Source organism: Exiguobacterium sp. OS-77 (assembly GCF_000414195.2).
Classification (GTDB): domain Bacteria; phylum Bacillota; class Bacilli; order Exiguobacteriales; family Exiguobacteriaceae; genus Exiguobacterium_A; species Exiguobacterium_A indicum.
Genome location: NZ_DF239008.1, coordinates 1,058,918 through 1,083,253, shown reverse-complemented (window position 1 = coordinate 1,083,253; position 24,336 = coordinate 1,058,918). Strand labels below are relative to the sequence as shown.

At 44.3% G+C, this 24,336-nt stretch carries 28 protein-coding genes; 9 read left to right on the top strand and 19 right to left on the bottom strand.

Going from position 1 to position 24,336, the window contains the following annotated elements; translation table 11 throughout:
- Positions 1 to 332 precede the first annotated feature (332 nt).
- Positions 333 to 872, top strand: a complete 540-nt coding sequence (def, locus tag EXG77_RS05240) for a peptide deformylase (RefSeq protein WP_035396695.1) — start codon at positions 333 to 335, stop codon at positions 870 to 872.
- 45 nt (positions 873 to 917) lie between these two features.
- Here def and rnjA read toward each other — a convergent pair whose 3' ends face one another.
- Together rnjA and EXG77_RS05230 are read right to left on the bottom strand one after the other, a co-directional pair.
- Complete coding sequence (gene rnjA / locus EXG77_RS05235) at positions 918 to 2,585, bottom strand: ribonuclease J1 (RefSeq protein WP_035396693.1); 1,668 nt, start codon at positions 2,583 to 2,585, stop codon at positions 918 to 920.
- Entirely contained in the window at positions 2,582 to 2,797 is a 216-nt protein-coding gene (locus EXG77_RS05230) for a DNA-dependent RNA polymerase subunit epsilon (protein WP_023468855.1), read from the bottom strand. Before EXG77_RS05230 ends, rnjA begins: the two co-directional genes overlap by 4 nt.
- 173 nt (positions 2,798 to 2,970) lie before the next feature.
- Here EXG77_RS05230 and EXG77_RS05225 point away from each other — a divergent pair, with 173 nt between their 5' ends.
- Positions 2,971 to 3,747, top strand: coding sequence for a Cof-type HAD-IIB family hydrolase (locus EXG77_RS05225; protein ID WP_023468856.1), 777 nt, complete (start codon positions 2,971 to 2,973; stop codon positions 3,745 to 3,747).
- A 38-nt stretch (positions 3,748 to 3,785) separates the two neighbouring features.
- On the opposite strand, the gene EXG77_RS05220 is transcribed toward EXG77_RS05225, so the two are convergent.
- The 5 genes from EXG77_RS05220 to EXG77_RS05200 all read right to left on the bottom strand — a co-directional run bounded on the left by EXG77_RS05220 (position 3,786) and on the right by EXG77_RS05200 (position 9,213).
- Positions 3,786 to 4,454 (bottom strand): TrkA family potassium uptake protein, encoded by a 669-nt coding sequence (locus EXG77_RS05220; protein ID WP_023468857.1) that lies wholly within the window; start codon positions 4,452 to 4,454, stop codon positions 3,786 to 3,788.
- Positions 4,455 to 4,558: 104 nt separating this feature from the next.
- Positions 4,559 to 5,581, bottom strand: coding sequence for a cytochrome d ubiquinol oxidase subunit II (locus EXG77_RS05215; RefSeq protein ID WP_023468858.1), 1,023 nt, complete (start codon positions 5,579 to 5,581; stop codon positions 4,559 to 4,561).
- Positions 5,582 to 5,593: 12 nt separating this feature from the next.
- Complete coding sequence (locus EXG77_RS05210; RefSeq protein ID WP_023468859.1) at positions 5,594 to 6,991, bottom strand: cytochrome ubiquinol oxidase subunit I; 1,398 nt, start codon at positions 6,989 to 6,991, stop codon at positions 5,594 to 5,596.
- A gap of 235 nt (positions 6,992 to 7,226) precedes the next feature.
- On the bottom strand, positions 7,227 to 8,339 hold the full coding sequence (locus EXG77_RS05205; RefSeq protein WP_023468860.1) for an N-acetyldiaminopimelate deacetylase: 1,113 nt from the start codon (positions 8,337 to 8,339) through the stop codon (positions 7,227 to 7,229).
- Positions 8,323 to 9,213, bottom strand: a complete 891-nt coding sequence (locus tag EXG77_RS05200) for a LysR family transcriptional regulator (RefSeq protein ID WP_029342184.1) — start codon at positions 9,211 to 9,213, stop codon at positions 8,323 to 8,325. The genes EXG77_RS05205 and EXG77_RS05200 overlap by 17 nt, the downstream gene beginning before the upstream one ends.
- A 65-nt stretch (positions 9,214 to 9,278) precedes the next feature.
- On the opposite strand from EXG77_RS05200, the gene EXG77_RS05195 reads away from it, so the two are divergent.
- Positions 9,279 to 9,674 carry a disulfide bond formation protein B gene (locus EXG77_RS05195; protein ID WP_023468862.1) on the top strand — a complete coding sequence of 132 codons (396 nt, stop codon included), beginning with the start codon at positions 9,279 to 9,281 and terminating at the stop codon, positions 9,672 to 9,674.
- Between the two features lie 49 nt (positions 9,675 to 9,723).
- Here EXG77_RS05195 and EXG77_RS05190 read toward each other — a convergent pair whose 3' ends face one another.
- The 7 genes from EXG77_RS05190 to EXG77_RS05160 form a co-directional block, all read right to left on the bottom strand.
- A complete protein-coding gene (locus EXG77_RS05190) occupies positions 9,724 to 10,995 on the bottom strand; it encodes an FAD-dependent oxidoreductase (protein ID WP_035396690.1) in 1,272 nt (423 codons plus the stop codon).
- A gap of 115 nt (positions 10,996 to 11,110) precedes the next feature.
- Complete coding sequence (gene nadE / locus EXG77_RS05185; RefSeq protein WP_035396689.1) at positions 11,111 to 11,929, bottom strand: ammonia-dependent NAD(+) synthetase; 819 nt, start codon at positions 11,927 to 11,929, stop codon at positions 11,111 to 11,113.
- Between the two features lie 33 nt (positions 11,930 to 11,962).
- A complete protein-coding gene (locus tag EXG77_RS05180; protein WP_023468865.1) occupies positions 11,963 to 12,409 on the bottom strand; it encodes a BsuPI-related putative proteinase inhibitor in 447 nt (148 codons plus the stop codon).
- A 79-nt stretch (positions 12,410 to 12,488) separates the two neighbouring features.
- Positions 12,489 to 12,701 (bottom strand): hypothetical protein, encoded by a 213-nt coding sequence (locus EXG77_RS05175; protein ID WP_023468866.1) that lies wholly within the window; start codon positions 12,699 to 12,701, stop codon positions 12,489 to 12,491.
- Positions 12,702 to 13,061: 360 nt separating this feature from the next.
- A complete protein-coding gene (locus tag EXG77_RS05170) occupies positions 13,062 to 14,153 on the bottom strand; it encodes a conserved virulence factor C family protein (RefSeq protein WP_035396688.1) in 1,092 nt (363 codons plus the stop codon).
- Between the two features lie 86 nt (positions 14,154 to 14,239).
- Positions 14,240 to 14,953: an alpha/beta fold hydrolase gene (locus EXG77_RS05165; protein ID WP_035396687.1), complete on the bottom strand. Its 714-nt coding sequence runs from the start codon at positions 14,951 to 14,953 to the stop codon at positions 14,240 to 14,242.
- 8 nt (positions 14,954 to 14,961) lie between these two features.
- Positions 14,962 to 15,519, bottom strand: a complete 558-nt coding sequence (locus EXG77_RS05160) for a GNAT family N-acetyltransferase (RefSeq protein ID WP_023468869.1) — start codon at positions 15,517 to 15,519, stop codon at positions 14,962 to 14,964.
- A 111-nt stretch (positions 15,520 to 15,630) separates the two neighbouring features.
- Here EXG77_RS05160 and EXG77_RS05155 point away from each other — a divergent pair, with 111 nt between their 5' ends.
- The 4 genes from EXG77_RS05155 (at position 15,631) to EXG77_RS05140 (ending at position 19,537) form a co-directional block, all read left to right on the top strand.
- Positions 15,631 to 16,383 (top strand): hypothetical protein, encoded by a 753-nt coding sequence (locus tag EXG77_RS05155; protein ID WP_235147585.1) that lies wholly within the window; start codon positions 15,631 to 15,633, stop codon positions 16,381 to 16,383.
- A 247-nt stretch (positions 16,384 to 16,630) separates the two neighbouring features.
- A complete protein-coding gene (locus EXG77_RS05150; RefSeq protein ID WP_023468871.1) occupies positions 16,631 to 16,924 on the top strand; it encodes a hypothetical protein in 294 nt (97 codons plus the stop codon).
- Between the two features lie 346 nt (positions 16,925 to 17,270).
- Complete coding sequence (gene brnQ / locus EXG77_RS05145; protein ID WP_035396685.1) at positions 17,271 to 18,596, top strand: branched-chain amino acid transport system II carrier protein; 1,326 nt, start codon at positions 17,271 to 17,273, stop codon at positions 18,594 to 18,596.
- 65 nt (positions 18,597 to 18,661) lie between these two features.
- A complete protein-coding gene (locus tag EXG77_RS05140; RefSeq protein WP_023468873.1) occupies positions 18,662 to 19,537 on the top strand; it encodes a DegV family protein in 876 nt (291 codons plus the stop codon).
- Between the two features lie 55 nt (positions 19,538 to 19,592).
- Here EXG77_RS05140 and EXG77_RS05135 read toward each other — a convergent pair whose 3' ends face one another.
- From EXG77_RS05135 to EXG77_RS05125, 3 genes are read right to left on the bottom strand one after another with little or no spacing between them, the layout of a single operon-like run.
- Positions 19,593 to 20,090 (bottom strand): hypothetical protein, encoded by a 498-nt coding sequence (locus tag EXG77_RS05135; RefSeq protein ID WP_035396682.1) that lies wholly within the window; start codon positions 20,088 to 20,090, stop codon positions 19,593 to 19,595.
- Positions 20,090 to 20,710, bottom strand: coding sequence for a phosphatase PAP2 family protein (locus EXG77_RS05130; protein WP_023468875.1), 621 nt, complete (start codon positions 20,708 to 20,710; stop codon positions 20,090 to 20,092). The genes EXG77_RS05135 and EXG77_RS05130 overlap by 1 nt, the downstream gene beginning before the upstream one ends.
- Entirely contained in the window at positions 20,710 to 21,252 is a 543-nt protein-coding gene (locus tag EXG77_RS05125) for a phosphatidylglycerophosphatase A (protein ID WP_034786059.1), read from the bottom strand. The genes EXG77_RS05130 and EXG77_RS05125 overlap by 1 nt, the downstream gene beginning before the upstream one ends.
- Positions 21,253 to 21,397: 145 nt before the next feature.
- Between EXG77_RS05125 and EXG77_RS05120 the strand changes: the two genes are divergently transcribed.
- Positions 21,398 to 21,910 (top strand): YjcG family protein, encoded by a 513-nt coding sequence (locus EXG77_RS05120; protein WP_023468877.1) that lies wholly within the window; start codon positions 21,398 to 21,400, stop codon positions 21,908 to 21,910.
- Between the two features lie 4 nt (positions 21,911 to 21,914).
- Here the strand turns inward: EXG77_RS05120 and EXG77_RS05115 are convergent, their stop codons facing one another.
- Together EXG77_RS05115 and fabI are read right to left on the bottom strand one after the other, a co-directional pair.
- Positions 21,915 to 22,133: a hypothetical protein gene (locus EXG77_RS05115; protein ID WP_023468878.1), complete on the bottom strand. Its 219-nt coding sequence runs from the start codon at positions 22,131 to 22,133 to the stop codon at positions 21,915 to 21,917.
- Between the two features lie 112 nt (positions 22,134 to 22,245).
- Complete coding sequence (fabI, locus tag EXG77_RS05110; RefSeq protein WP_029342212.1) at positions 22,246 to 23,019, bottom strand: enoyl-ACP reductase FabI; 774 nt, start codon at positions 23,017 to 23,019, stop codon at positions 22,246 to 22,248.
- A gap of 144 nt (positions 23,020 to 23,163) precedes the next feature.
- Between fabI and EXG77_RS05105 the strand changes: the two genes are divergently transcribed.
- Positions 23,164 to 24,333 (top strand): FtsW/RodA/SpoVE family cell cycle protein, encoded by a 1,170-nt coding sequence (locus EXG77_RS05105; RefSeq protein ID WP_035396680.1) that lies wholly within the window; start codon positions 23,164 to 23,166, stop codon positions 24,331 to 24,333.
- Positions 24,334 to 24,336: the final 3 nt, after the last annotated feature.

Genomic DNA, 24,336 nt, shown 5'->3' with positions numbered 1-24,336 from the left:
ACTGATTTGCCCACATGACAATAGTGTCCAAAAAACGAAGTCCCGTGTGACTATCCTTTGAACATGTGTCTGTGTACCTATTCAGTTGAGTAAACTGTATTATCATGAATCGACACGTTATAGTGTCTTGTTCATTACGTTACAAGTATAAATCTGTAACACCTTAAAATCAAAGGAAATGTTTTATTTTTTTCGCGTTTCACATTGTGAATTCAATCACAAAACTAGAATATTCCATCTTCTGTATCATTCGATATTTTCCTACTGTGTTAGTTGTCATCATTCCCCACTTTCCTATGCTATACTTTTTGTAGACGAAAGGAGTGTTGTTCATGATCACCATGAATGAAATCGTACGCGAAGACGTTCCTGCTCTTCACGAACGGTCAGTAGAAGTGACCTTCCCTCTCAGCGATGAGGATAAGGAAACGATGCGACTCATGCGCGAGTTCCTCGCCAACAGTCAAGATGATGAAATTGCGAAGAAATACGATTTACGAAGCGGCATTGGACTTGCAGCACCACAAATCGGTGTCAACAAGCGCATGTTCGCGATCCGCTTACCGGATGGAGATGATTTATTGGAATTTGGTATCTATAATCCAAAAATCATCAGTCATTCCGTCGAGCAGACCTATTTAACGGGCGGCGAAGGATGTCTGTCCGTCGATCGTGAAGTCGAAGGACATGTACCGCGCTATATGCGTATTACCCTAACTGGCATCAATCATAACGGAAATCCTGTAAAATTACGTTTAAAAGGGATGAAAGCAATCGTCTGCCAGCATGAATATGACCATCTAGATGGCGTCATGTTCTATGATCGGATTGATAAAAAAGAACCGTTCAAGGAATACGGTCCTGCCACGTAATGCAAAAATCCTCGTTTCCGTTTCGGAGACGAGGATTTTTTTGAATCAGACTTCCATGATGATCGGCATGACCATTGGATGACGTTGTGTTTTTTCTGTTAAATACGGTGTGAGCGTATCATTGATGACTTGTTTGATGTCCGTCCATTTCGTATTACGGTTCGCAAGCGATTGATCAAGCGAACGCTTGAGTAGACGTTCAGCATCTTTAATCAAATTACCCGACTCACGCATGTAGACGAAACCACGCGAGATGATGTCCGGTCCAGAGACGAGACGATTCGTCTTCGAGTCAAGCGTCACGACGACGACGACGAGTCCCTCTTCTGAGAGAATACGGCGATCGCGTAAAACGATGTTTCCGATGTCTCCGATTCCTTTTCCATCGACATAAACGGCATTCGCTTGAATCTTCCCAGTGATAGCGGCTGCATTCGCATCTAATGCCAGTACTTCACCGTTATCCATGACGAAGCAGTTCTCTTCCGGTACACCAGCATCCATCGCAAGCGACATATGCTTCTTCAGCATCCGGTATTCCCCGTGAATCGGCATGAAGTATTTCGGATTCAATAGACGTAACATGAGCAACTGCTCTTGTTGACTACCGTGACCTGATGTATGGATATCATTCAGTTTACCGTACATGACATCTGCGCCAGCTTTATATAGCTGATTGATCGTCTTTCCGACAGAAACGACGTTTCCTGGGATTGGGGACGAAGAGAAGATGACGAGATCATCCGGAATGATCGAGATTTGACGATGTGTTCCGTTTGCGATACGGCTAAGTGCAGCCATCGGTTCTCCTTGTGAACCGGTACAAAGGATCGTCAACTCATTTGATTTATAACGTTTCATCTCGTTCGGCTCGATGATCGTACCCTTCGGCGCTTTGATGAAATCAAGTTCTTGACCAATCATCATGACCTTGTCCATGCTACGTCCGAAGACGACGATTTTCCGTCCTGCTTCTACAGAAGCATTGACGACTTGTTGCAGACGATAGATGTTCGACGCAAACGTCGCGAAGATGATCCGTCCTTCCGCTTTACGGAAGATGTCTGAGATCGTTTCCCCAACGACACGTTCACTCATCGTAAACCCTTCCACTTCTGCATTCGTTGAGTCCGATAGAAGACACAATACGCCTTCTTTACCGAGTTCAGCCATTTTCGCTAAATCAGCCGGCTCTCCGACTGGCGTGAAATCGAACTTGAAGTCCCCTGTATGCACGATGTTCCCTTGTGGTGTTTTGACGACGACACCGAACGAGTTCGGAATCGAGTGTGTCGTACGGAAGAACGAGATGCTTGTCTTCCGGAACTTGATGACCGAATCTTCATCGATCTCATGCAGTTCCGCGTTGCGAAGCAAACCATGCTCTTCTAACTTCACCTTGATGAGACCCATCGCAATCTTCCCAGCGTAAATCGGTAAGTTCACTTGTTTAAGCAAGAAAGGCAGACCACCAATGTGATCTTCATGACCGTGTGTGATGAAGACGCCTTTGACCTTATCCTTGTTCTTGATCAAGTACGTGTAATCTGGAATGACATAGTCGATTCCAAGTAATTCATCTTCTGGGAACATGACACCCGCGTCAATGACGATGATCTCATCTTGGAATTGAACGACATACGTGTTCTTCCCGATTTCCCCGAGTCCACCGAGTGCGAAAACGGCGGCCTGATGGTTTTTGACGAACTTCATTCGAACGTCGCAACCTTGAAATCAGGATGTTGTTGTTCGTATGTCAAAAATTCTCCGCTGACTTCGCGGATGAACTCGATGTTGATATCTTTGAGGTGGTCAATCGTTGATCGCACGTCACGAATGCTTTCCCCTTCTACATACATTGTTTCTGTCCGTTCACGAACAGGTGCTTCCGAACGAAGCGGTTGGTAAAATACTTTAAAAATCATGCCTAGCAACTCCTTATCAGTACATTGTTTTTTGTCCTTAGTACAGTATACACGATACATGGACTATTTTTCATCCTTATTCGGCATGTTCCCTTCCGGCAACACGCTTTTGGTTATGCTATACTTTCACATGAACAGGTCATTTCGACCAATTAAAAAGAGAAGGTGAAACCATGGCAAATCAGAAAGTCGTCTTTTTCGATATCGACGGAACCTTATTGCATGATGGTCATTTTGTTCCGGAATCAACAAAACAGGCAATTCGTAAGCTTCAAGAAAATGGTGTCTATGTAGCCCTTGCAACCGGACGCGGACCTGCGATGTTGTCTGGAATCCGTGAACTACTCAACATCGATACGATTATCGGCTATAACGGGCAAATCGTCGTTCATCAAAATGAAATCATCTACAAACGTCCACAACCGAAGACGGATTTAACGCATTTAACGCAACAAGCGAAAGAAAACGGGCATACACTCGTTTATCTTGGCGAAACAAAAGGCTTCACGACGAAATCAAATGATGTTCATGTCGTCGATTCACTCGGGGAGCTTGATATGCCGTTGCCGATTCACGATGAAGAAGCATTCTTATCGCATGATGTTTTCCAAACGCTCGTCTACTGCACAGCTGAAGAAGAGAGCGATTATGTTAAACGCTATGACGCATTTGATTTCATTCGTTGGCACCCACATGCAATGGATGTCATCAATGTCGGTTCTTCGAAAGCAGAAGGGATCAAACAATTCCTGAAATTGACGAATATTCGCCGCGAAGATACCTTTGCATTTGGTGATGCTTTAAACGATCTAGAGATGCTTCGCTACGTCGGAACGGGTATTGCAATGGGCAACGGACTTCCAGAAACGAAAGCTGCCGCTGACTATGTCACGAAACCCATCCTTGAGGACGGTATCGCACACGGATTAAAAGAATTCCAACTCATTTAATTAAGTAAATGTAAAGCTGAGGCGCGCCTCAGCTTTTTTTAGTTCTTCACTTTATGAATCGCACGCTCTAGACGGTCGAGGTCCTCATTTTCACCAATGACGACGAGATAGTCCCCTTTTTCAATCATTTCATCAGCTTGTAAAGAAATCAGAACGTTTTCTCCACGTTTAATGGCGACGACGTTCGCTCCGTATTTGCTCCGTAAATCAAGGTCAATCAATGTTTGTTTTGCCATCCGATCACTGACTTTAATTTCAACGATCGAAAATTCTTGAGATAAATCGAGATAGTCAAGAATATTGGAACTCATTAAACCATTTGCAATCCGGACTCCCATATCCCGTTCGGGGTGAACGATGAAATCTGCTCCAATTTTTCGTAATACTTTTTCGTGGTAATCGTTCGTCGCTTTAACGGTGATCGATTGTACCCCGAGCTCTTTTAAGATCAATGTCGTCAAGATAGATGCTTGAATATTTTCCCCGATGGCAACGATGACATGGTCGAAGTTTCGGATTCCTAGACTTTTTAAGACATTCTCATCCGTCGTGTCCGCGATGACGGAATGCGTCGCAATTCCCATGAATTCATTGACGCGCTCCTCGTCGGAGTCAATCGCTAAGACATCGTACCCATTTTTCGATAATTCACGGACAATCGAGCCACCAAAGCGCCCTAGTCCAATTACTGCAAACTCTCCATTCATTTTCACAACTCTCCTTCACAATCGCTCTTCCTTAGTAGTGTACCTGATTCAATTTAAAAATACTATAAACGCCCCTGCGATTCGCAGAGGCGTGTATTCATCCATTATTTTGAGGATTTCCCACGTACATAATCGTTATCGAACAAGAAGAGTCGTAAAATCAAGTACAACGCCGGAATCAAGAGTAAGAGTCCGAAGATGAAGACAACGACGAGTGCGGAAGCCATTGTTTCGTTAACGACCGCTTTGTTGATATCGATATATGGATACAAGATATATGGTAAGTGCGTATAACCGTAACCGAACCATGCCACTCCATACTGTAGCATGACCGCGACGAAAGCAATTCCGTAATTCTTCTTCATGTAGACGAGTGTCACCGCAACAAGGAAGAAGATGAAACTAGCAGCGAACCACCACCAGTTCCCGTTTAAGATGTTCTCATAGTGCCATGCCGCTTGATTTTTCAATCCAAAGAAAACGAGTGCACAGACTAGAATCGTTGGACCACTCCAGAAGAGTGCCCATTTACGAATTAGCGGAGTAGCCCCTTCATCCTTCGCTTTATCTGCGTAGAACAAGAGGAACATCGCACTGATATAGAGGACGGATACGATAGCGAGTGCTACGACCGACCAAGAGTAAAAGTTCGTAAATAATTTTGTTCCTAAAAACTCGACTGTTTCATTCGTTTTACGAATGAATCCACCTTGACTGATCGTCAAAGTCGTTGACATCGCCGCCGGAATCAATAGACCAGTTGCTCCATATAAGAACGTATAGAACATGCTGTCGTTTGATCCATAATTGGCAAATGCATAGAAGCTACCACGAATCGCAATTAATACGAGAACGATTGAGGCTGGCACGAGCAGTGCCGTACCGAAATAATAAGCGGTATCCGGGAAGAACCCGACTAGTCCGACGAAGAAGAATACGAAGAAGACATTCGTTACCTCCCACACTGGTGAGAGATAACGAAGAATCAATCGATTCGTTAAATGATCCCGCTTCGTATATTTTGAATAAAAGGCGTAAAATCCAGCACCGAAGTCAATTGAGGCAACGATGAGATATCCGTACAGGAAAGTCCAAAGGACCGTAATTCCTAGTGTTTGAACGTCCAAATCGTTCCCTCCTTACTTGTTATCATCCACGAACATAGCTTCCCCACGCGCGTGGTGGTTTTCAGCAAGTTCTTGAAGTTCTTTTCCAACCGGGTTTTTCTTGAACATCCGTAATAATACGACTGTACAAATCGTACCGAGCATCAAGTACAAGGCACTGAATAGAATCAACATCGGACCAACAGCAGTTGATGTCGTCGCCGCATCTGCTGTCCGCATGATGCCGTACAGTGTCCAAGGTTGACGACCAATTTCAGCATACATCCAACCTGCTTCAATTGAAATCATCGCCAGAGGTCCACCGATGAAGACACCTCTTAAAATCCATTTGTTATAAGGATTTAATTTTTTCAAACGGAATGCCAAGATGAACAAGGCAGAGATGGCAGCCAAATACATACCAATCGAAACCATGATATCGAAGAAATAGTGAACGATCAGCGGTGCTTGATCTTCTTTTGCGAACTCATTTAGACCAATGACTTCTGTATCTGGAGCTCCACCCGCAAGGATCGAGAGTGCATATGGGATTTTGACGGCTCCCTTGATTTCATAACTGCCGTCTTCTTGCTGATCAAGTATCCCACCAAAAATCAATTCTGCTTCACTTGTCGTTTCAAAATGCCATTCAGCAGCCGCGAGTTTCTCTGGCTGATATTTCGCCAAGTATTTCCCTGAGAAGTCCCCGACAAGTGCCGTCGAGAAAGCAAAAATCAATCCAGCCATGACCGTTAAGCGAAGTGCTTTTTTATGATACGCTGTTTCCGCTGCTGAGAGTGTTTTTTTGCGGAGTAAGTGGAACGCCGCGATTGCCGCCAAGATGAAGGCGACTGTTAAATAAGCCGATACGATGACGTGTGTTGCTTTTGTAGGTGTTGCTGTATTGAACATTGCTTTTAATGGTTCAATTTGCGTTAGCGTTCCGTTGACGATCTTAAATCCTTCTGGTGAGTTCATGAAAGAGTTGACCGTCGTAATGAAGAATGCTGATGCTGTCGCACCAATGACGACCGGAATCCCGATCAACCAGTGTAACCATGGGTTTTTGAACCGATCCCACGTGTACAGATAAATACCGAGGAAAATCGCTTCAAAGAAGAATGCGAATGTTTCCATAAATAGCGGTAGTGCGATCGTTTGACCAGCTACTTGCATGAGTGACGGCCAAAGTAGTGATAATTGCAATCCGATGGCCGTCCCTGTCACGACACCAACTGCGACGGTAACGACGTATCCACGCGTCCACCGTCTTGCTAATAAAATATAATCCGGATCTTTGCGTTTCAGACCGATGAATTCAGCTGCGAGTACCATAAGTGGTACCCCGACGCCAATCGTCGCGAATATAATATGAAACGCTAATGTGAGCCCTGTCAACAATCGACTGAGCAATACGGGATCATTGAACATGTATATAGCCCCCTCTTCCTAAAACATACTTCTCTATATGGTCTATAACCGTATCATAGAGAACATAACCCTTTATGTCTGTTTATAATGTTTGATGTAACAAATTGTTCACATGTGCACGTGATTTTTTTCACAAAATGTTCGAAAACTCCTATTCTTACATATATAAAAAGCTTTCCCATTCTTGATTTCGAAAGGGAAAGCTTAATGTCCTTCATTATTTCATAAAACTTTTTTAAACATATTCTCGGAAATAATGATCGAGTAAATCAATCACAAATGGAATCGCGGATTCATCCGGATTCAAGGTTGGTTGATGAAGTCCAGATGTCGGATTGTCGACTCCAAGCCAAAACATCATCCCTGGAATTTCCTTCAACATGAATCCGAAGTCTTCTCCTGTCATTGCTGCATCACATTCAATGTAGTTCGCATTCATCTTGACGAATGATGAAAATTTATCAACGATGTGTCGGTCATTGACGACCTCGTAATAACGATTTCCGAATTGCAGATCAATCTTGACGCCAAAGGAAGCTTCGATTCCTCGAATGATGTCACGAACGCGTCGTTCCAGTTTTTCCATGTCTTCCCCGTTGAGTGCGCGCATCGTACCGTCAAGAACAGCTCTACCGGCGATGACGTTTTCTCGAATCCCGGCATCGACCTTTCCGATCGTGATGACGCTACAGTTCATCGGATTGATGGATCGGCTGACGATTGTTTGCAATTGCATGATCAAGGCTGCTTGCGCAACGACCGTATCAATCGTCAAATGAGGAAATGCCGCGTGACCACTTTGACCATAGATCGTGATATGGACTTCTCGAGCACTCGCGAACAAGACGCCGGGACGGCTTGCAATCGTACCGACTGGATACTCCGGTGCGACGTGAAGACCATACATCTCACTTGGACGATATTTTTCAAACAACGGACTTTTAATCATCGGTTCTGCCCCGCCCGGACCTTCTTCCGCTGGTTGGAATAAAAAGACGACATCATCCATGACCGGCAATTCAATGATTCGTTTCATCAATCCCAACGCAATCGACGTGTGCATATCGTGACCACAGGCATGCATGAAGCCTGGATGTTCCGAGCAAAATGGAAGACCTGTCGCTTCTTCAATCGGTAACCCATCAATGTCTGCCCGGTATCCAATCGTCCGATTCCCAGTCAATCCTTTCACTCGAACGAAAACACCCGTTTCAAACGTATCATACGTGACACGATCTGGTGGATAAGCACGAATTTGTTCCAATATAAAAGCTTGCGTCTTAAATTCCTTGAACCCTGGTTCTGGTATTTTATGAAGCGCGCGCCGCATTTCAATGGCGTATTCCATCTGACTGACTTCCTCCTTCTTCTTTTACGATGTCCCAAAATGCTTGAACTTGTTTTAGTTCAAGCATCGATTCCGTAGACAAAATCCATGTATCTCGCTTTAATATCTTTCCGGACGATGTTTTTAACGGAAGCTGCATGACTTCATTTGATTGTTGGATCGTCGACTCGGGTAAAATCGCAAATCCAATTCCATGTAGAGCCATCTGCTTACATGTCTCGATTTGATCGACGACCAGCGTCCGAGATGGTGGACTTGCGAACCGATCTTGCCACCATTCTAAAATTTCTTGATAGTACGTTGAATCACTCTTGAACTGGATGAATGGTCGATCCGTCACGCGTAACTGTTCGATTGACGTCAACTCACTATCGACTAAATAGAGCGGATCCGAGAAAAGACGTTCTTTAACACCTTTCCAGTCCGGGTTTCCACGAATGATCCCGATATGAAAATGTTCCTCTAACATATGACGCATCATCTCACTGGACCATCCCGTGACAAGCTGAACACGGACATGCGGGTAACGCTCAACGAATCGTTTCAAGACACGAGGGAGCCAATATTGCCCCATGATGGAAGCGACGGCAATCCGAAGCGTTCCATAAACGGCACCCTCTTCTGCTGTCAATTCACTTTTTAACTCAAGTTCCTTTCGATTCATCTCTTTTGCGAGACCGATTACTTTTTCTCCTTGTGGTGTGATGCTTAACCCACGCGATGAACGAATGAATAATTTTGTTCCCCAGCGTCTTTCAATCGCAACGAGACGTTGACTAAGCGCAGGTTGCGAGACGAATAATCGTTCGGCAGCGCGCCTCATATTCAATTCTTCCGATAAGGTGATCAACATTTCCATTTCCGACACTTGCAATGTGAGATTCGACTCCTCATGATATAAGATGGCATTAGTTTAACACGTTAGAAAGGACGATACATATGACACGCTATCATTTTATGTTCATCATCTCAACGATTGCAACGCTTGGCAGTCTCTATTTCAGTGAAATTCGTGGATTCATCCCCTGCCCTCTCTGTTGGTGGCAACGACTATTCATGTATACGACTGCCTTTTATTTGCTCATCTCGCTATTCCGGTCGAAAACGATTGATCCACTCTTCGTCCGCCTGTATGTGCTTGCCGGCTTTGGTGTCGCCTTGTACCACGTCATTCTTGAGCGCTTACCCGATGGCGAAGCGTTATGTACAAGCGGCTGTCTCATCAAGTGGGTCAACTATTTTGGTTTCTTGACGATTCCGATGATGAGTCTCATTGCCTTTACATTACTCTTGATTCTAGCGTTCTATCCAGCACGTTCGAACAATGAAGCATAAGATACAAAAAAGAGAAGTCGATTCGACTTCTCTTTTTTGTCGTTTGATATCACGCCCATCGATTGAAGACGCTGACGGCGCTTGAGAACGCAAGCTCTGAGAGCTGTCCCGTACCTTCACACCAGTCCCCGACGAAAGCGACACCTGCATGATCCGGAATATGAGTCGCAAGCGGCGCTTGCCCCATTTTCCATTTGATTTCTTGTACGACTGCTCGTTTGATCGTTCGTTCTGCGACGATACGTTGTCGCCAATCTGCAAAATGAACGTCAAGCATCTGTTCGATTCCTGTTCGGACATGTCCAATATAATCAGGATCCTCAAGTCGATCGTGTTCAAGATAGGCGATTGCTTGAAGGACTTGACCATCCTTCGGTGCAAGACTTGCATCATAATGTGATAAATCCGTGATGAACGCTCGATGCGAACGGTCGTAGATGTATGAATACGGTGTTTGGATATACGGATGAAGTCCAAGATCATACACGAATACTTCTACCGGTTCATGACTTGCATACGGTGTAACAAATCGTTGAATGGCAGTTGGGGTCGCCATTTTTAAGATTTCACGCGGTGGTACGGCAAAGATGATCCGTTCGACGTTCCATTCTTGTTTCTTTCGATCACGTACTAAGAATCCTGTCGTAGTCGATTCGACTGCTGTTATTTTTGTTTTTTTCAGAATCTCTCCGCGGTTCTCTAGAATGATCCGTTCCAACTCCTGTACTAACCCTTGCCACCCCCCTTCGATGTATGAGACAGGCTTGCGCGTCCGAAAAAGTTTTTGATAATACTCGAAATAGACGTCTGACGGAATTTTTTCGGGTTCTGCCGTAAAAAAGTTCGTTGATGCCAAATCAAGCATCAACTGTGCCACTTGTTCATCGACTCGTTCTGTTTTTAACCATTGCCCGATCGATTGTTGCGGATCCCCTCGTTCGACTCGTAAAATCGTTTTAATGATTTCCCATGTGAAACGTACTTTGTTCGTTCCTTCGATGACTTCTGTTTTCAATAATCCCCAGGCATTCGCAGGAACTGCCGTCAAATGACCTGAAAACTCATATTTCGCACGACTCGCTGAGAAATCCAGCCACGTCACTTCGATACCAAGCTGTTTCGTTAATTTGCGAAGAATCGATTGATCGCGTCCATAAATCGCATGAGCACCGTAATTAAACGTAAATCCTTTTACGGTTTGAGAGGTGGCACGTCCTCCAAGTAATCCCGCATCCCAAAGCGTGACCGGCGTTCCTTGTTTTGCGAATAATGCAGCTGCCGTCAAGCCGGATAACCCTCCACCTATAATCCCAATCGTCATACTCTCGCCTCCTCAATCATCGTTTCTCTTCTTTTCCCATAACAATTGAAGAAGAATCGAAGAACATGAAAAAAGACGTGATTTCACGATTGAAATCACGTCTCCTTATTTTGGATTAGGCTTTCCACCATTCATCGAGTGGTGAAACGGGCATATGATGCTTATGTCCAACACGTTTATACTGCGTCTCTAACTTTTCTTGACTTGCTTCTGAAATCGTCTTTCCTTCCAAATAATCATCAATTTCTTCGTATGTCATTCCAAGTGCCACTTCGTCTGGTAATGCCGGACGATTTTCTTCAAGATCTGCTGTCGGAACTTTTTCAATCAAGACTTCTGGTGCGTTCAAGTAACGTAAGAGTTGTTTCCCTTGCCGTTTGTTCAGTCCTGTCAATGGCGTCAAATCACATGCACCATCACCGTGTTTCGTGTAGAATCCCGTCACGAATTCAGCTGCATGATCCGTTCCAACGACTAAACAGCCATAATGAGCAGCTAAATCATATTGGCTTTTCATTCGCTCCCGCGCTTTCGTATTTCCTTTACTAAAGTCGGAAAGTTCTGCACCTGTCGCTTCTTTGAACGCCTGCATCGATGCTTCAACTGCTGGTTTAATGTTCACACGAAGCGAATGATCCGGTTGAATGAACGTCAAGGCTGTCTGTGCGTCTGCTTCATCTTGTTGTTCCCCGTAAGGCAAGCGGACCGCATAAAATGCGACATCTTTCCCCTCTTCTTTTCGCAACTCTTCAACTGCCAGTTGGCACAGACGACCTGCGAGCGAAGAATCTTGTCCCCCTGAGATGCCCAATACGAATCCTTTTGCTCCTGTATGGTTGAGATACGCTTTCAAGAAGGCTACCCGCTCGTTTACTTCTTGTGCTGGGTCAATGACAGGCTTTACTCCTGTTACTTGGATGATTTCTTTTTGCATGAATCGCTTCACTCCTTCACATTGTGTTGATCGTCATTTTGAATCAATCATTTGTTGATCCGTCGTTTGTTTTGCACTTGCTCCCTTGAATTGACGGATTGTCGATACGCGAACTTCCGTGCTATCACCTAAAGAGGAGATTGGTAATTCAACCGTATACTGTTTCGTTTCATGTTTCGTGAACGTATCTTTTTCAATCGCTTGCGTGAATACTTGCTCTTTCTCAAAATCATACGTTACGTGTTGTTTCGCATCAATCAATTGAGCCTGAAAACGTTGTGAGGAAGGATACGTCACGTTCACACTGTGATCATTTGGATTCGTTAAAGAAATGTCTAATTGCATCATGTCGTCCTGCTTTGTCGTTTTGACTGCGATCCGAATCGGTTCGTTCGTAGTTGTTGTTGCCTGTTGTTTCTTTTCTTGGCAACCTGCTAAACAAACAGAAAGCAGTAGCAGAATGAAAACGAGACGTTTCATCTCATCCCTCCTTTTATCTCTAATAATTTTATCACAAAAAAAGCGAGAGAGGGTTCTCCTCTCTCGCACGGTTATTCACTTATGCCACAGGTAAAGTCGATGGATTCATCTTGAATGAAAACAATTGCTCTAGTCCTGTCGCAAACAGTTCGTCACAAATATCCTCTGCCGCGTTTGCTGGTGCGACTAATGTAATCGTACGACTGTCGATTGTTTCGATCGTTACATATACCCCTGTTTTTGTCCGTTCCTTATATCCTACTGCTAAATCAGTTTCAGCGAAAAGTAACATATCCCCGATTCTCCCCTTTTCTCATTCATAATGCCCAGCCAAGAGATGACCTACATGTTCCGAATTCGTTATTGTAGGTTAACTGTACCAAAGGGCAGAAAAAAGAAGAAAATTGTCATTCGACATTTCATTTCAAAACAATATTTCAATTTCATCAGGGATATTTTGGAATAATCCATTTAGTTGTTAGATGCAAGCGTTTTAATAAGCATTTCCAACACATTTCATTTCGATTTCAAAAAGATGACAACATGATTTTGATTATTTTACCAGTATTTTTAGGAAACAGGGAATATATACCTAGACAATTAGTGACTCATTTTGTCGAATGATTCTCTCACTCAATTATTTTTTAAGTTCTCATGAACTTTCATCTATCATTCGATTCATTTGCTGCCAAACCGTTCCTAGTGCTTCTTCCCCACTCTCGATCCGCGTTAATGCGAGTTCGGCTTGTAGAGCTACTTCATATTCCCGGTCTCGGCTTGCTTCACGCAGTCTTGGGATTGACTGTTCCGTTCCGACATCAAACAGGAAGCGTGCAGCTCGCCAGCGTACTAATTTATTTTTATCCGCTAACGCTTCCATCATCATTGGTTCAGCTTCTGGCATCGCCCAATCTGAAATCGTATCGCCTGCTGTCCGACGAACGATCCCTGACGGATCATGCAGTGCACTCGTCAAATACTCTAACAGTTCTTCTCGGTGATCTTCGAACATCCCAAGCTTTACAATCGCTTGACGCCGAATTTGCATCTTCTCATCCTGTAACAGGCGAGCATAAGCTGGAACCCATTCCATCTCAACAGGTAATTCATCGAGCGCCGCGAATCGTTCTTTCCAATCGGATGATTGAATCGCTTGACCGCTAAACGTAATATCTTCTCCTGCTGCGAGCGACTTGAGACGTTCGATACGTTCGACTGGATAGGCAATCTCAATCTCATTCGCTACTTCACGCAAACTTTCGTCAAGATCTCCGTATCGAGGTGCTTGTTCCACCCAGCGTCGATCGCTAATGACATTCTGAACGAATGGTTGGACGAATAGCGCTGCTTCTCGGAAACGTTCCGACAGTCCTTCTCGTTTTTCTTCTAATCCTTTCACACCTTTGATTTGCATCGGTACGCCTAAAATGAACTGCACGAATAGATGGACAGGCTCATACTCAGCATCTGTCTCGTGCTGTTCAACATCATTCAACGTTTCACCGAACGCACGTCGTATATCGATGACAAGCGAGCGCCAATCATATTTCGGATAACGCTCGATCGATAAAAAGTCACTGACCTGATAAACGAACTTAACGCCAGGTATTTCAAGTAATCGCTGAATGTGTTCCGGTGCGCCAAAGGCATGCTCGAATGTCTGCCCCTTTTCCGAAAAGACCTCATCAACGATGACTTTCATGTTATTTGGACTTGGTGTTGGTTCAATCGCTACGATTTTCATGTGTATCCCCTCCATTTCTATCATTTCAGATATCTCATCTGAAATGCAAAGCAAATGCCCTACAGACGTGACTGTAGGGCAAAAACTTACTTGAATGCCTCTTCGATGATTGCAACGAAAGCATCCGGTGTCTCAAGCATCCCCATGTGTCCACTGTCTGTTGACCGATGTATGAGATGATCATTCTTTGGTGCAAATGCACTTTCCTCTGAAATCAGTTGATCTTTCGTGCCGTGAATGATGACACCCTTCACGTTTGACCTCGTCAAGACCTTCGTCATATCTCGCCGATCTCGCATCGCAGAGAGCGCACGAATCGCTCCTTCGACCGTCATCATGTACCCGATTTCAAGTGCTTCAGCGACAGCGAACTCATCTGCCCCTTCAGCGAATAAGGATGGAACAAGACCATTGACGAATTCTCTGACACCGACTTCTTCAACGCGTGTGATGTTTTGATTTCGTTTTTGTTTCGCTTGTTCATCATCTGCTTTAGCTGTCGAATACACAAGACCGTATCCACTGATTTGATCCGCATACCCTTCAACGATTGCAGCTGTGATGTATCCACCAAAGGAATGTCCGATGATGATCGGCTTTTTGATACCACGTCGATCAAGTTCATGCATGACCCATTCGGCAAAGCCTTCAATCGTATCCGGACCAACATCAAGTCCCTCATGCCCCGGTAAACTTAGTGGTAAGACATCAAAGGAATGTCGTAAATTTGCCTCTACCCGATTAAAATAATCTGTTCCTCCTGTAAATCCATGCAGGAGTACAAGTGTTTGTTTTTCCATTGACTACCTCATCCCTTCCATTCAGATGCGAGCATACGGTACATCGTCAAATCCATGAAACGACCATGACTGTATGCATAATCTTCTAGTAATCCTTCTGCTTTGAATCCTAATTTTTGAACCAATGCGTTAGAAGCGAGGTTTTCAGGTGCGACGAGGGCGCTGATTCGATGGAGAGCAAATTCTTCAAAGCCATATGTCAGAACAGCTCTTGCCGCTTCCGAAGCGACACCACGTTGCCAATAATCTTGACTAACTTCAAAACCAATTTCAGCCCGATGGTATTGAGACAGCCAGTTATGAAAACCGATCGTACCGATCAATTGATTCGTTTGTGCATCAGCAATTGCCCAGCGAATCGCTTTACCTTGCGTGAACTGTTCTTTAAAGTAACTGATGACATTTTTAGCTTCATAGACCGTCACGAGCGGATCTGATCCGTAATAATACATGACTTTATCGTCCGATAGGATTTTAAACAATTCGCGTGCGTCACGGTTTTCGAGCTCACGTAATATGAAGCGCTCGGTCCGCAATTCCGGGAAAGGCTTTCGCAAGCCCCACATGCTCCATCACCTCTCTTTATGCTTCTCTATGTAGTATGCCCGTTTTCAGAAGTAAATATCCTTTCAGGCAATTCGAAGTTTTGCTACTATTAAATTATGAAGGAGTTAGTCATGGAAAGGAAGCGAAGTGGTATGTCGAGTGCGTTACTTTACTTATATGAGGACGAGGAAAATCAACGATTAACGATGTCAGGAGTACACTTCTCTGATTTCGCTGCAGCCGTCGATTTGAAACGTCCTTTACTCATTTCAGGAAGTGATTTCAAACAGACGAAACAATCGTTTCGAACGATGCTTCATTACATCGAAGCGCATGAGATCGAACAGTTTTCACAATCAACGGATGTCCAGCGTCATCCTTTGACTGCTATTGATATTCGCTCCTCTCATTCGCTTGATGTATTGACGGATGTCGAAATCGCGGAGTTATTATTTTTAATGCATATGAAACGAGGGACACCGCTTCCTTTCCTTGACTCGATCGAGAATGAACTGGTCTATTTTAGCGAACACGATGGTCTTCATGCTTCTGTTTACTTGAAGGATTGGTCACGGGTAGAACAACTTATCTCTGATCTCGTACAACGGAAATTTCGTCAGCACGCACGATCCGTCGCCTCGATCGCTTTAACAGCTGAAATCATGATTCATATCCGTCATCTTCTCAAAGAAGGAGTATTGATTGATTTCGAAAGTGCAAAACGGTCTGTTTTCTCAAGAAATATCACGATTCCCGTCTATGTAGCAGGACGGTACGAAGACATGAACGTATTACATGAAGATTTTGAAGCAGAGAAAGAATCGATCCTTCGACGTGGATCGCTTGTTTGTCGCAAAAAGAAATGGAGTTTTGAGTTAGATTGACCTTTAGCATCTTTTTCTTTTGGAAAAGGATGCTTTTGTTCTATTTGAATTTCATATCACGATTGCCTCTTAACAGGTATTCCTATCCATATGACAATATTGTTAAAAAATTTTTCGAATTTTCACACAAAATAAGACTAGCATCTTGTGAAGACTTCGCTATAATGAGGATAACCTTTTCAAGATAGAAGTTAGACCCTGTTTTTTATAGGGATAGTACTGGAATCAGCAGAAGGAGGAATTCAATATGGATCAGTTAAAAGTGAACGGAATTGGCTCATTCACGAAATTTGCGACAAATGGGAACATCCTGAAATTAAAGGATGCGACACTCGGTGAAGTGAAATTGTCGCTGAATGAAGCGAGTTCAATGACCATCGCCCCTGTCGATGAAGAAAATGGACTTTTCATCATTAGAGGGCAACAGCAGGAATCGCTTGTTGAACTGACGTTACCACGTCAATCCTGTGAGGTCGTTCACGCTTGGCTCCTCCATAAATTGAAACGCCACAAAAAAACGCGCTCGATTGCAACGAGCTGATATGTAATCCGAAACGCCTCTAGTAGAGAACCTCATCTCTACTAGAGGCGTTATTTATTTTCAAAAATTCGGTGATGAATTTTCAGAAAATATTGTTTTATTAAATTCTTCATGTTATCCTTAGAAAAATTCAAACAGGAGGTTTTAAACATGACACACGCAACGCTCATCCAAGAACGACTGATTGTGATTAAAAGTAGGGACTGAAGATTCATTTCTCGTTTGAGAAAATGAAGATCCAGGCCCTTTTCGTCATTTCGACAAGGCGTCTGAGCAAACGACGCCTATCCACAAACTTAGTGGATGAGGCTTTTTTTATGAAATTAGGATGAATGGAGGACAACACATGTTTAAGACAAAAGATACATTTGCTTTAGGATTTATGATTTTTGCTTTATTTTTCGGTGCCGGTAACCTGATCTTCCCACCGGAACTCGGTGCGCTTGCGGGTTCACAGTTCCTTCCTGCCATCCTTGGTTTTATCGTAACGGGTGTCGGTCTTCCTTTGCTCGGCTTACTTGCAGTTGCCTCTATCGGGGGTGGCATCAAAACACTTGCTGCACCACTCCCTCGTTTTGTAGGTGCTGCCTTGACGTTCGCACTCTATGTTGCGATCGGTCCCTTTTTCGGAATTCCGCGCACATCGGTTGTCACGTATGAGCTCGGAGTCGTACCATTTCTTGGTGCTCCCTCACAAATGACGTTGATCATCTCATCGAGTCTCTTTTTCCTTGCCACACTTTATCTTGTACTACGACCAGGAAAATTACTTGAGATCATCGGGCGTTTCATCACACCATTATTACTGATTGCTCTTGCTGCATTAAGCATCAGTAGCATCATTTCGCCACTCTCGAGCGTCACTTCACCAAACGAAGCGTATGAGACGACTGGACAGGCATTCATTCAAGGTTTCCTTCAAGGATACTTAACGCTTGATGCACTCGGTGCCTTGGTATTTGGTGTCGTCGTACTGCATACATTGAAAAGCCGAGGCGTTCATGAACGAAAAGCACAATTTAAAGTCGTCACTCGTGCCGGAATCATCGCTGCCACTGCTTTGACTCTCGTCTATGTCGGACTTGGAATGATCGGACGTAACACATTTGCCACCATCGGAAAAGTTGATGGTCCAGCACTTCTTCAACATTATGCAAATACTGCCTTCGGCTCAATCGGTTTAGCTGTACTTGGTCTTGCAATTCTGCTTGCATGTTTGACGACATCAGTTGGTCTCGTCACCGCATTTGCAGAATATATGATGACGATTTCCAACCGTGTATCTTTAAAAGCGGCAAGTATCTTCACGACTGCTCTTGGTCTTACGGTATCGATCGTCGGATTGCAAACATTGTTATCCATTGCTGTTCCGGTATTGATGTTCCTTTATCCAATCGTTATCGTCTTGATCGCATTGACATTCATGCGTCATCTGTTCCGTCGTAAGTCGGTTGTTTATCAATCAACTCTTAGTGTAACAATTTTCTTCTCATTCTGTAGTGCGTTGAATCAACTTTCGCTTTTCCCGGGAAATCTTAAGACATTCTATCAATCCTTACCTTTAGTGGATCAAAGTTTAGAATGGTTATTCCCAACACTCATCGCCTTCGGTATCAGTTCATGGTTTGGACACGTTTCCAGTGCTTCTATCACACAAAAACGCGCTAGCTAGTGATTCCGCTTTCATCGCTATGGTATGATGAACAAAATGGTTCTATTAATGGAGGCGTCATATACATGGATAAGATTGCTTGGATTACCGACAGCATGGCTTTTTTTGAGCCAGGAGAGGCTGAAAAAATCGGAGTCCATGTGATACCGACTTTACTCATCTTGAACGGAGAGTCTTACCGGGAGTATGTCGATATCTCGATTGAACAGCTTGATCAAAAAATGCGAGAAGATTCTCACGTTTCACCGACGACTTCTCAACCATCATTCGGTGACTTCGTAACCTTGTATGAACAATTGCTTGAAGATGGCTATGATTATGGGTATGCGATTCATATCACGAGTGGACTGAGCGGCACATATTCGAGTTCCGTCGCTGCAGCTGAAGCTGTCGGTTTCCCCTTATACGCGATTGATTCGTATACAGGTGCTGCGAATCAGCAAGAACTTGTCCGGATCGCACAACGACTCGTTGCTGCTGGTAAAGGTCCAGATGAAGTCATGTCTACGCTTGAGACATTCAAACACAAATCGCATTTTTATCTGATCATCGGAAATATGGAGACGATGCGACGGAGCGGACGTGTCTCAGGAAGTCAATTTTTACTAGCAAACATGCTCAATATTAAACCAATCGCTCAATTTAATGAGGAAGGACGACTTGTCCCATTTAAAAAAGTCCGTTCCATCAAAAAAGCTTTTAAAGAAATGGTCAGTGAAATTTCATCAAAAGTCAGTGCTCATGGTGTATATGATCGGACGCTTTATGTCAGTCATACGCTCGCTCATGCCGCTGCTGAAGAATTACGGCGCTTGATTTCTACAGAACATCCGGAGCTTCAAGTACGCATTACCCAATTTGGTCCTTCCATCTTGGCACATGCTGGCGCTGAGACGGTCGGTGTGTACTGGTTTGATGAGATTCCTTTACCAACAACTTGATAGCTTGCACGAAACGATGAAAACCGGACGGTCTGCTTGAGACCGTCCGGTTTTTTCATGTCGTTTCATACTTACGAAATAGTTCTTCTAATAATACGGCTTCGTCCGTCGTCCATTGAATCGGCTCATGCGGAAGCGTGATTACACTGGATAACGTCTCAGAAGGATATACATCAATCGAAACTTGTTCCATTTCGATGAGATACTCAAGGATGGAATCAAGTGATGTCTCCTTATTGAATTGACGAAGCCAATTTTCATATCGACGATCCACTTTTCCTTCTTTAAGCAAAATCTTTCCACCGTCAATGATCGCCCACTTCGGTGGCGCATCGATTTGAAAGAGTTCCAACTGCTGGTACTCTTCCATCGTTCGTTTCGTCACCGGAACAACACCGTTAATCGATACTAACCGTTTTAATCTAAGATGCGCTCGCATCGTCATGAAACGAGGTCGCCCAGCGACTCGCTCGACAAGCAACGTCGGCTTGTCGATGGAGCGCATCGTTTCTTCATCAAATAATAAACTATGATCAACATCTAACAGTAACATCAAGCCACTCCTTTTTTTCTACGGGAGACGATGAATGCATAGGAGCTACATAAAAGAATCGCGGCAAAACAATATCCACCGATGACATCTGAGAAATAGTGAACGTTTAAAATGATTCGAGAAGCTCCCATGGCGAGGAATAATCCAATCGTCACGATCGATACAAGTACCTTCCCACCTGTTTTCAAATGACGAAACGCAACGACGAGAAACCCAGTATAGACGGCAAAAGCCATCGCTGAGTGACCACTCGGAAAACTGTATCCTACGCCACCAACCAATTCATTTAATGAGGGGCGCTCTCGGACAAAAGCGAATTTAACGACTTGATTCAATACACCTACTGATATTGCCATGATTACATACCAGATACTTGCAATGCGATCCCGCCACAAAACATAACTCAGTATTCCAAGTAACACCGTCATCGTCATCGCCCCTGGACCTGATCCGAGTTGAGTGAACCAAGAAACGTAATCCCCTGGGACGTGTTGCGACATATATGACGATAATTGAGCATCAAATAAAAAATAGCCTGTCGTCCGAATGGAGACAGCGATGATCACGAATAAGACGACAGCGATGGATGCACCAATCCATGCCCCTCTCGCACCCCGCATCAGTATGTCCCCTTACGTTCTTCTAATTCTTCTGCTGAATAGTCTTCCTTATCTCGCAAACGATGCGCTAGTCGTCCGGATGCATTTGCTGCGATGGCTGCGACGATATCATCCATGAACGTATTGACTTTTCCGTCCCCAAGTTTCGTATCGAGTTCTTTGATGATACCGACCTTTGCTTTATCCAAATAGCCAAATGTCGTAACCGCAATCGAACCATACGTGTTGACGGCACCAATCGCAATCGTCTCATCTACGCCAAATAGCCCTTCATCGCTTTGGATGATGGACAGGAGGGGTTCTGATAATAACCCTTTTTCCGCCAGGATGTCTAGTTCTGCTCCGACGAGAATCGCATGTTGTAATTCACGTTTTTCAAGAACACGTTCTACTGAACTGACACATGTTTCAATTGTCAGATCCACCGTGTAGGGGGCCTGCATTTGGTACACGATCTCAGCGATTGCATGAATCGTCACCCCACGTTCATGTAACTTATCGATAGCTGCCTGTTTGACCTCTTTTGAATGTGTTTTCTTCATGACTATATCCACCTCTCCAACAAAGTACTTCATTAGTATACACGGATTCTGAAGCTCCTCTCAAACTTCTTTGACATCGACGCCAGAATCCGTCATGATTATTTTGTAAAGCGTTATCATTTCAGGGGAAAGTAGGGGATTTTCGATGAACATCGGGGTTGTATTGTTTCCATCGAAACGCGTTCAAGATTTTGCAAATTCATACCGAAAGAGATATGACTCGAAGTATGCACTGATCACACCTCATATCACGCTACGGGAGCGGATGGAAGTTGATGAGACAGAATTAGACCACATCGTGACGGAGTTGAATCGAATCGCGTCCGAAACGAAGCCTGTCAATTTGCACATCCAAGGAGCTCGTTCGTTCCATCCGACGAACAATGTCTTGTTCCTTAAAGTAATGCCGACGGATGAGTTAGAACAATTACATCGCGCTTTGCATACGGGACCACTCGAACATAAGCCGAAATACGATTTCTTGCCACACATCACAATCGGTCAAGAACTGTCGGATGTCGAACTGTTCGATGTACTAGAACGTCTCAAGATGGAAGATATCCGTTTCCAAGAGGACGTCACGAAAATGGCTTTATTGTATGAACTGGAGAACGGTGCTTGGAGTGTCTATGAGACATTCCGCTTCACAGGTCAATGAATGATTAAACTTCCCGGTCGAAGCTTCGACCGGGAAGTTTTAGTTCTGGTAATACACCGTATGCATTTGCCTGTTCTTCTAAAAAGTCGTCCGCTTCGTGTTCGCGGTAAGGGTCAGTTGGGCGTATCGGTTGAACTCGAGCGACTGGTTCAGTCTTTAGCTGTGGATCGACACGTACTTGACGATTGACATATTGTACGACTGTAAAATCGATTGCGTTCATCCTCTGCACTTCCTCTCTCCTTCTAGTGACACTTATATTTGGTAGTTCCCCGATCGAGCACAAAAAAAACCAAGCCTCCCGCATGGGAAAGCCTGGCTTAATCGATCGTTTATTAAAGAATGTGGAATCCGCTATCGACGTGAAGAATTTCTCCTGTCACCCCACTCGACATTTGCGAAAGCAAGAACAATCCACTTTGACCAATTTGTTCCGTCGTCACGTTACGATGAAGTGGCGCTCGTTCTTCGATGCTATCAAGAATGGAATTGAAGTCGCCGACACCTTTTGCGGATACTGTCCGAATTGGACCAGCTGAAATCGCATTGACACGAACGCCTTGCTGACCGTATTCAGCAGCGAGATAACGAACGCTTGCATCTAATGCGGCTTTCGCAACACCCATGACGTTGTAGTTCGGAACCATTTTCTCACCACCGAGGTATGTCAACGTGATGACGGATGCATCTTCCGTGAAGAAATCCTTCGCGGCCTTGACGACTGCTGTTAAGCTGTAGGCTGAGATATCAAGTGCTTGCGCAAACTGTTCACGCGTTACCCCAGAAAACTCACCGCGAAGCGCTTCTTTATCCGCGAATGCGATCGAGTGAGCGATCCCTGAAATCTTACCGTGGTCCGCATGAATCGTTTGGAAGACCTGTTCAATCTCTTCGTCGCTCGTGACATCACACGTATAATAAGAAGCCGGTCGTGATAATTCTTGTCCTAATTTTTCAAGTGGTGCCTTGAAACGTTCTCCGACATATGTAAATGCCAGGCTTGCTCCAGCAGCGTCGAGCGCACGTGCGATACCCCATGCAATCGAACGTTGGTTAATGACGCCCATGACGACGTACGTCTTGCCTTCGAGTGAAGGATAAATATTCATGATAAAGTCCCCCTTGAATTAGTACCTGGTAATAAAACCTATCTTCAGGTTACAAAAACGTAACGCTTCTGTCAACCATCGCTCTTGATATTGCGGATTTGATAAATTACGGTAATATAGAAAGAGATAGAAAGTAGGGATGAAATGAATCGATTCAAATCATTTACACAACGTTATGATCATACGTTGCTTTTTTTACTCGCCTGTCTGATGGTCATCAGTATCATCGCCATCTATACAGCACAACCTTCGCTTAAAGGTGCGATCAGTGCCATTAACTTCTCTGCCAAACAAATTCAATGGTATGTCATCGGCTTCATGGCGTTATCCGTCGTCATTTTCATCGATTATGAACAGTTGAAGCGATTCCACTGGTTTTTATATGGAGCAGGTATCGTGTCATTGATCGGTCTTGTCGTTCTTCGAAACACACCAATCGTCACTGAAATCAAAGGGGCATACGGTTGGTATCAATTCCCCGTTATCGGTACGGTTCAACCGGCTGAGTTCATGAAGTTCTTTTTGATCGTTACGCTCGCTGCCGTCATTACCGAGCACAATGCGCGTTATGTTCAACATGAAAGAGATCTCTTGTTACTTATCAAGTTGGTCGCGGTTACAGCCTTACCGCTCGGTCTTATCATCATTCAGCCCGATCTAGGGATCGGTTTGATTCTATGCGTCATCTTAGCATGTGCGATGTTGTTATCCGGACTAAACTGGAAATGGCTTTTGACGATGTTCGGTCTGTTCGCAGGAGCCGTCATCATCTTCTTTTACCTGTTCTTTTTCCAAAACGATTTACTCGCAACCTTTTTCCCAGGTCACGCGATGAACCGGATCATGGCTTGGTTGCAACCGTTCGAATATGCGGATGATCTGTCGTACCAACTCGTCCAAGCAATCAACGCAACAGGTTCAGGGCAAATGTTCGGCGTTGGATACGGGAAACTGCAAGTGTTCGTTCCGGAATTGCATACAGACTTCATCTTTACGACGATTGCCTCACACTACGGTTTCATCGGGGCTGCCATCGTCTTGATCGTCTTGTTCCTGTTCGTCTATCGCTTGATTCAGATTGCTCTCGAGACAGCGGATCCATTTGGTACCTATATCGTGACAGGATATGTCGCGATGTTTACGTTCCAAATCTTCCAAAACATCGGGATGACGATTGGTGTCTTACCAATCACAGGTCTTCCCTTACCGTTCATCAGTTATGGGGGATCAACGATGATCGTAAACCTCGTCGGTCTAGGATTGATCATGGCAATCGCCTCTCAATCTCGGATTTCCATGTTCGATGAAGACTAAACA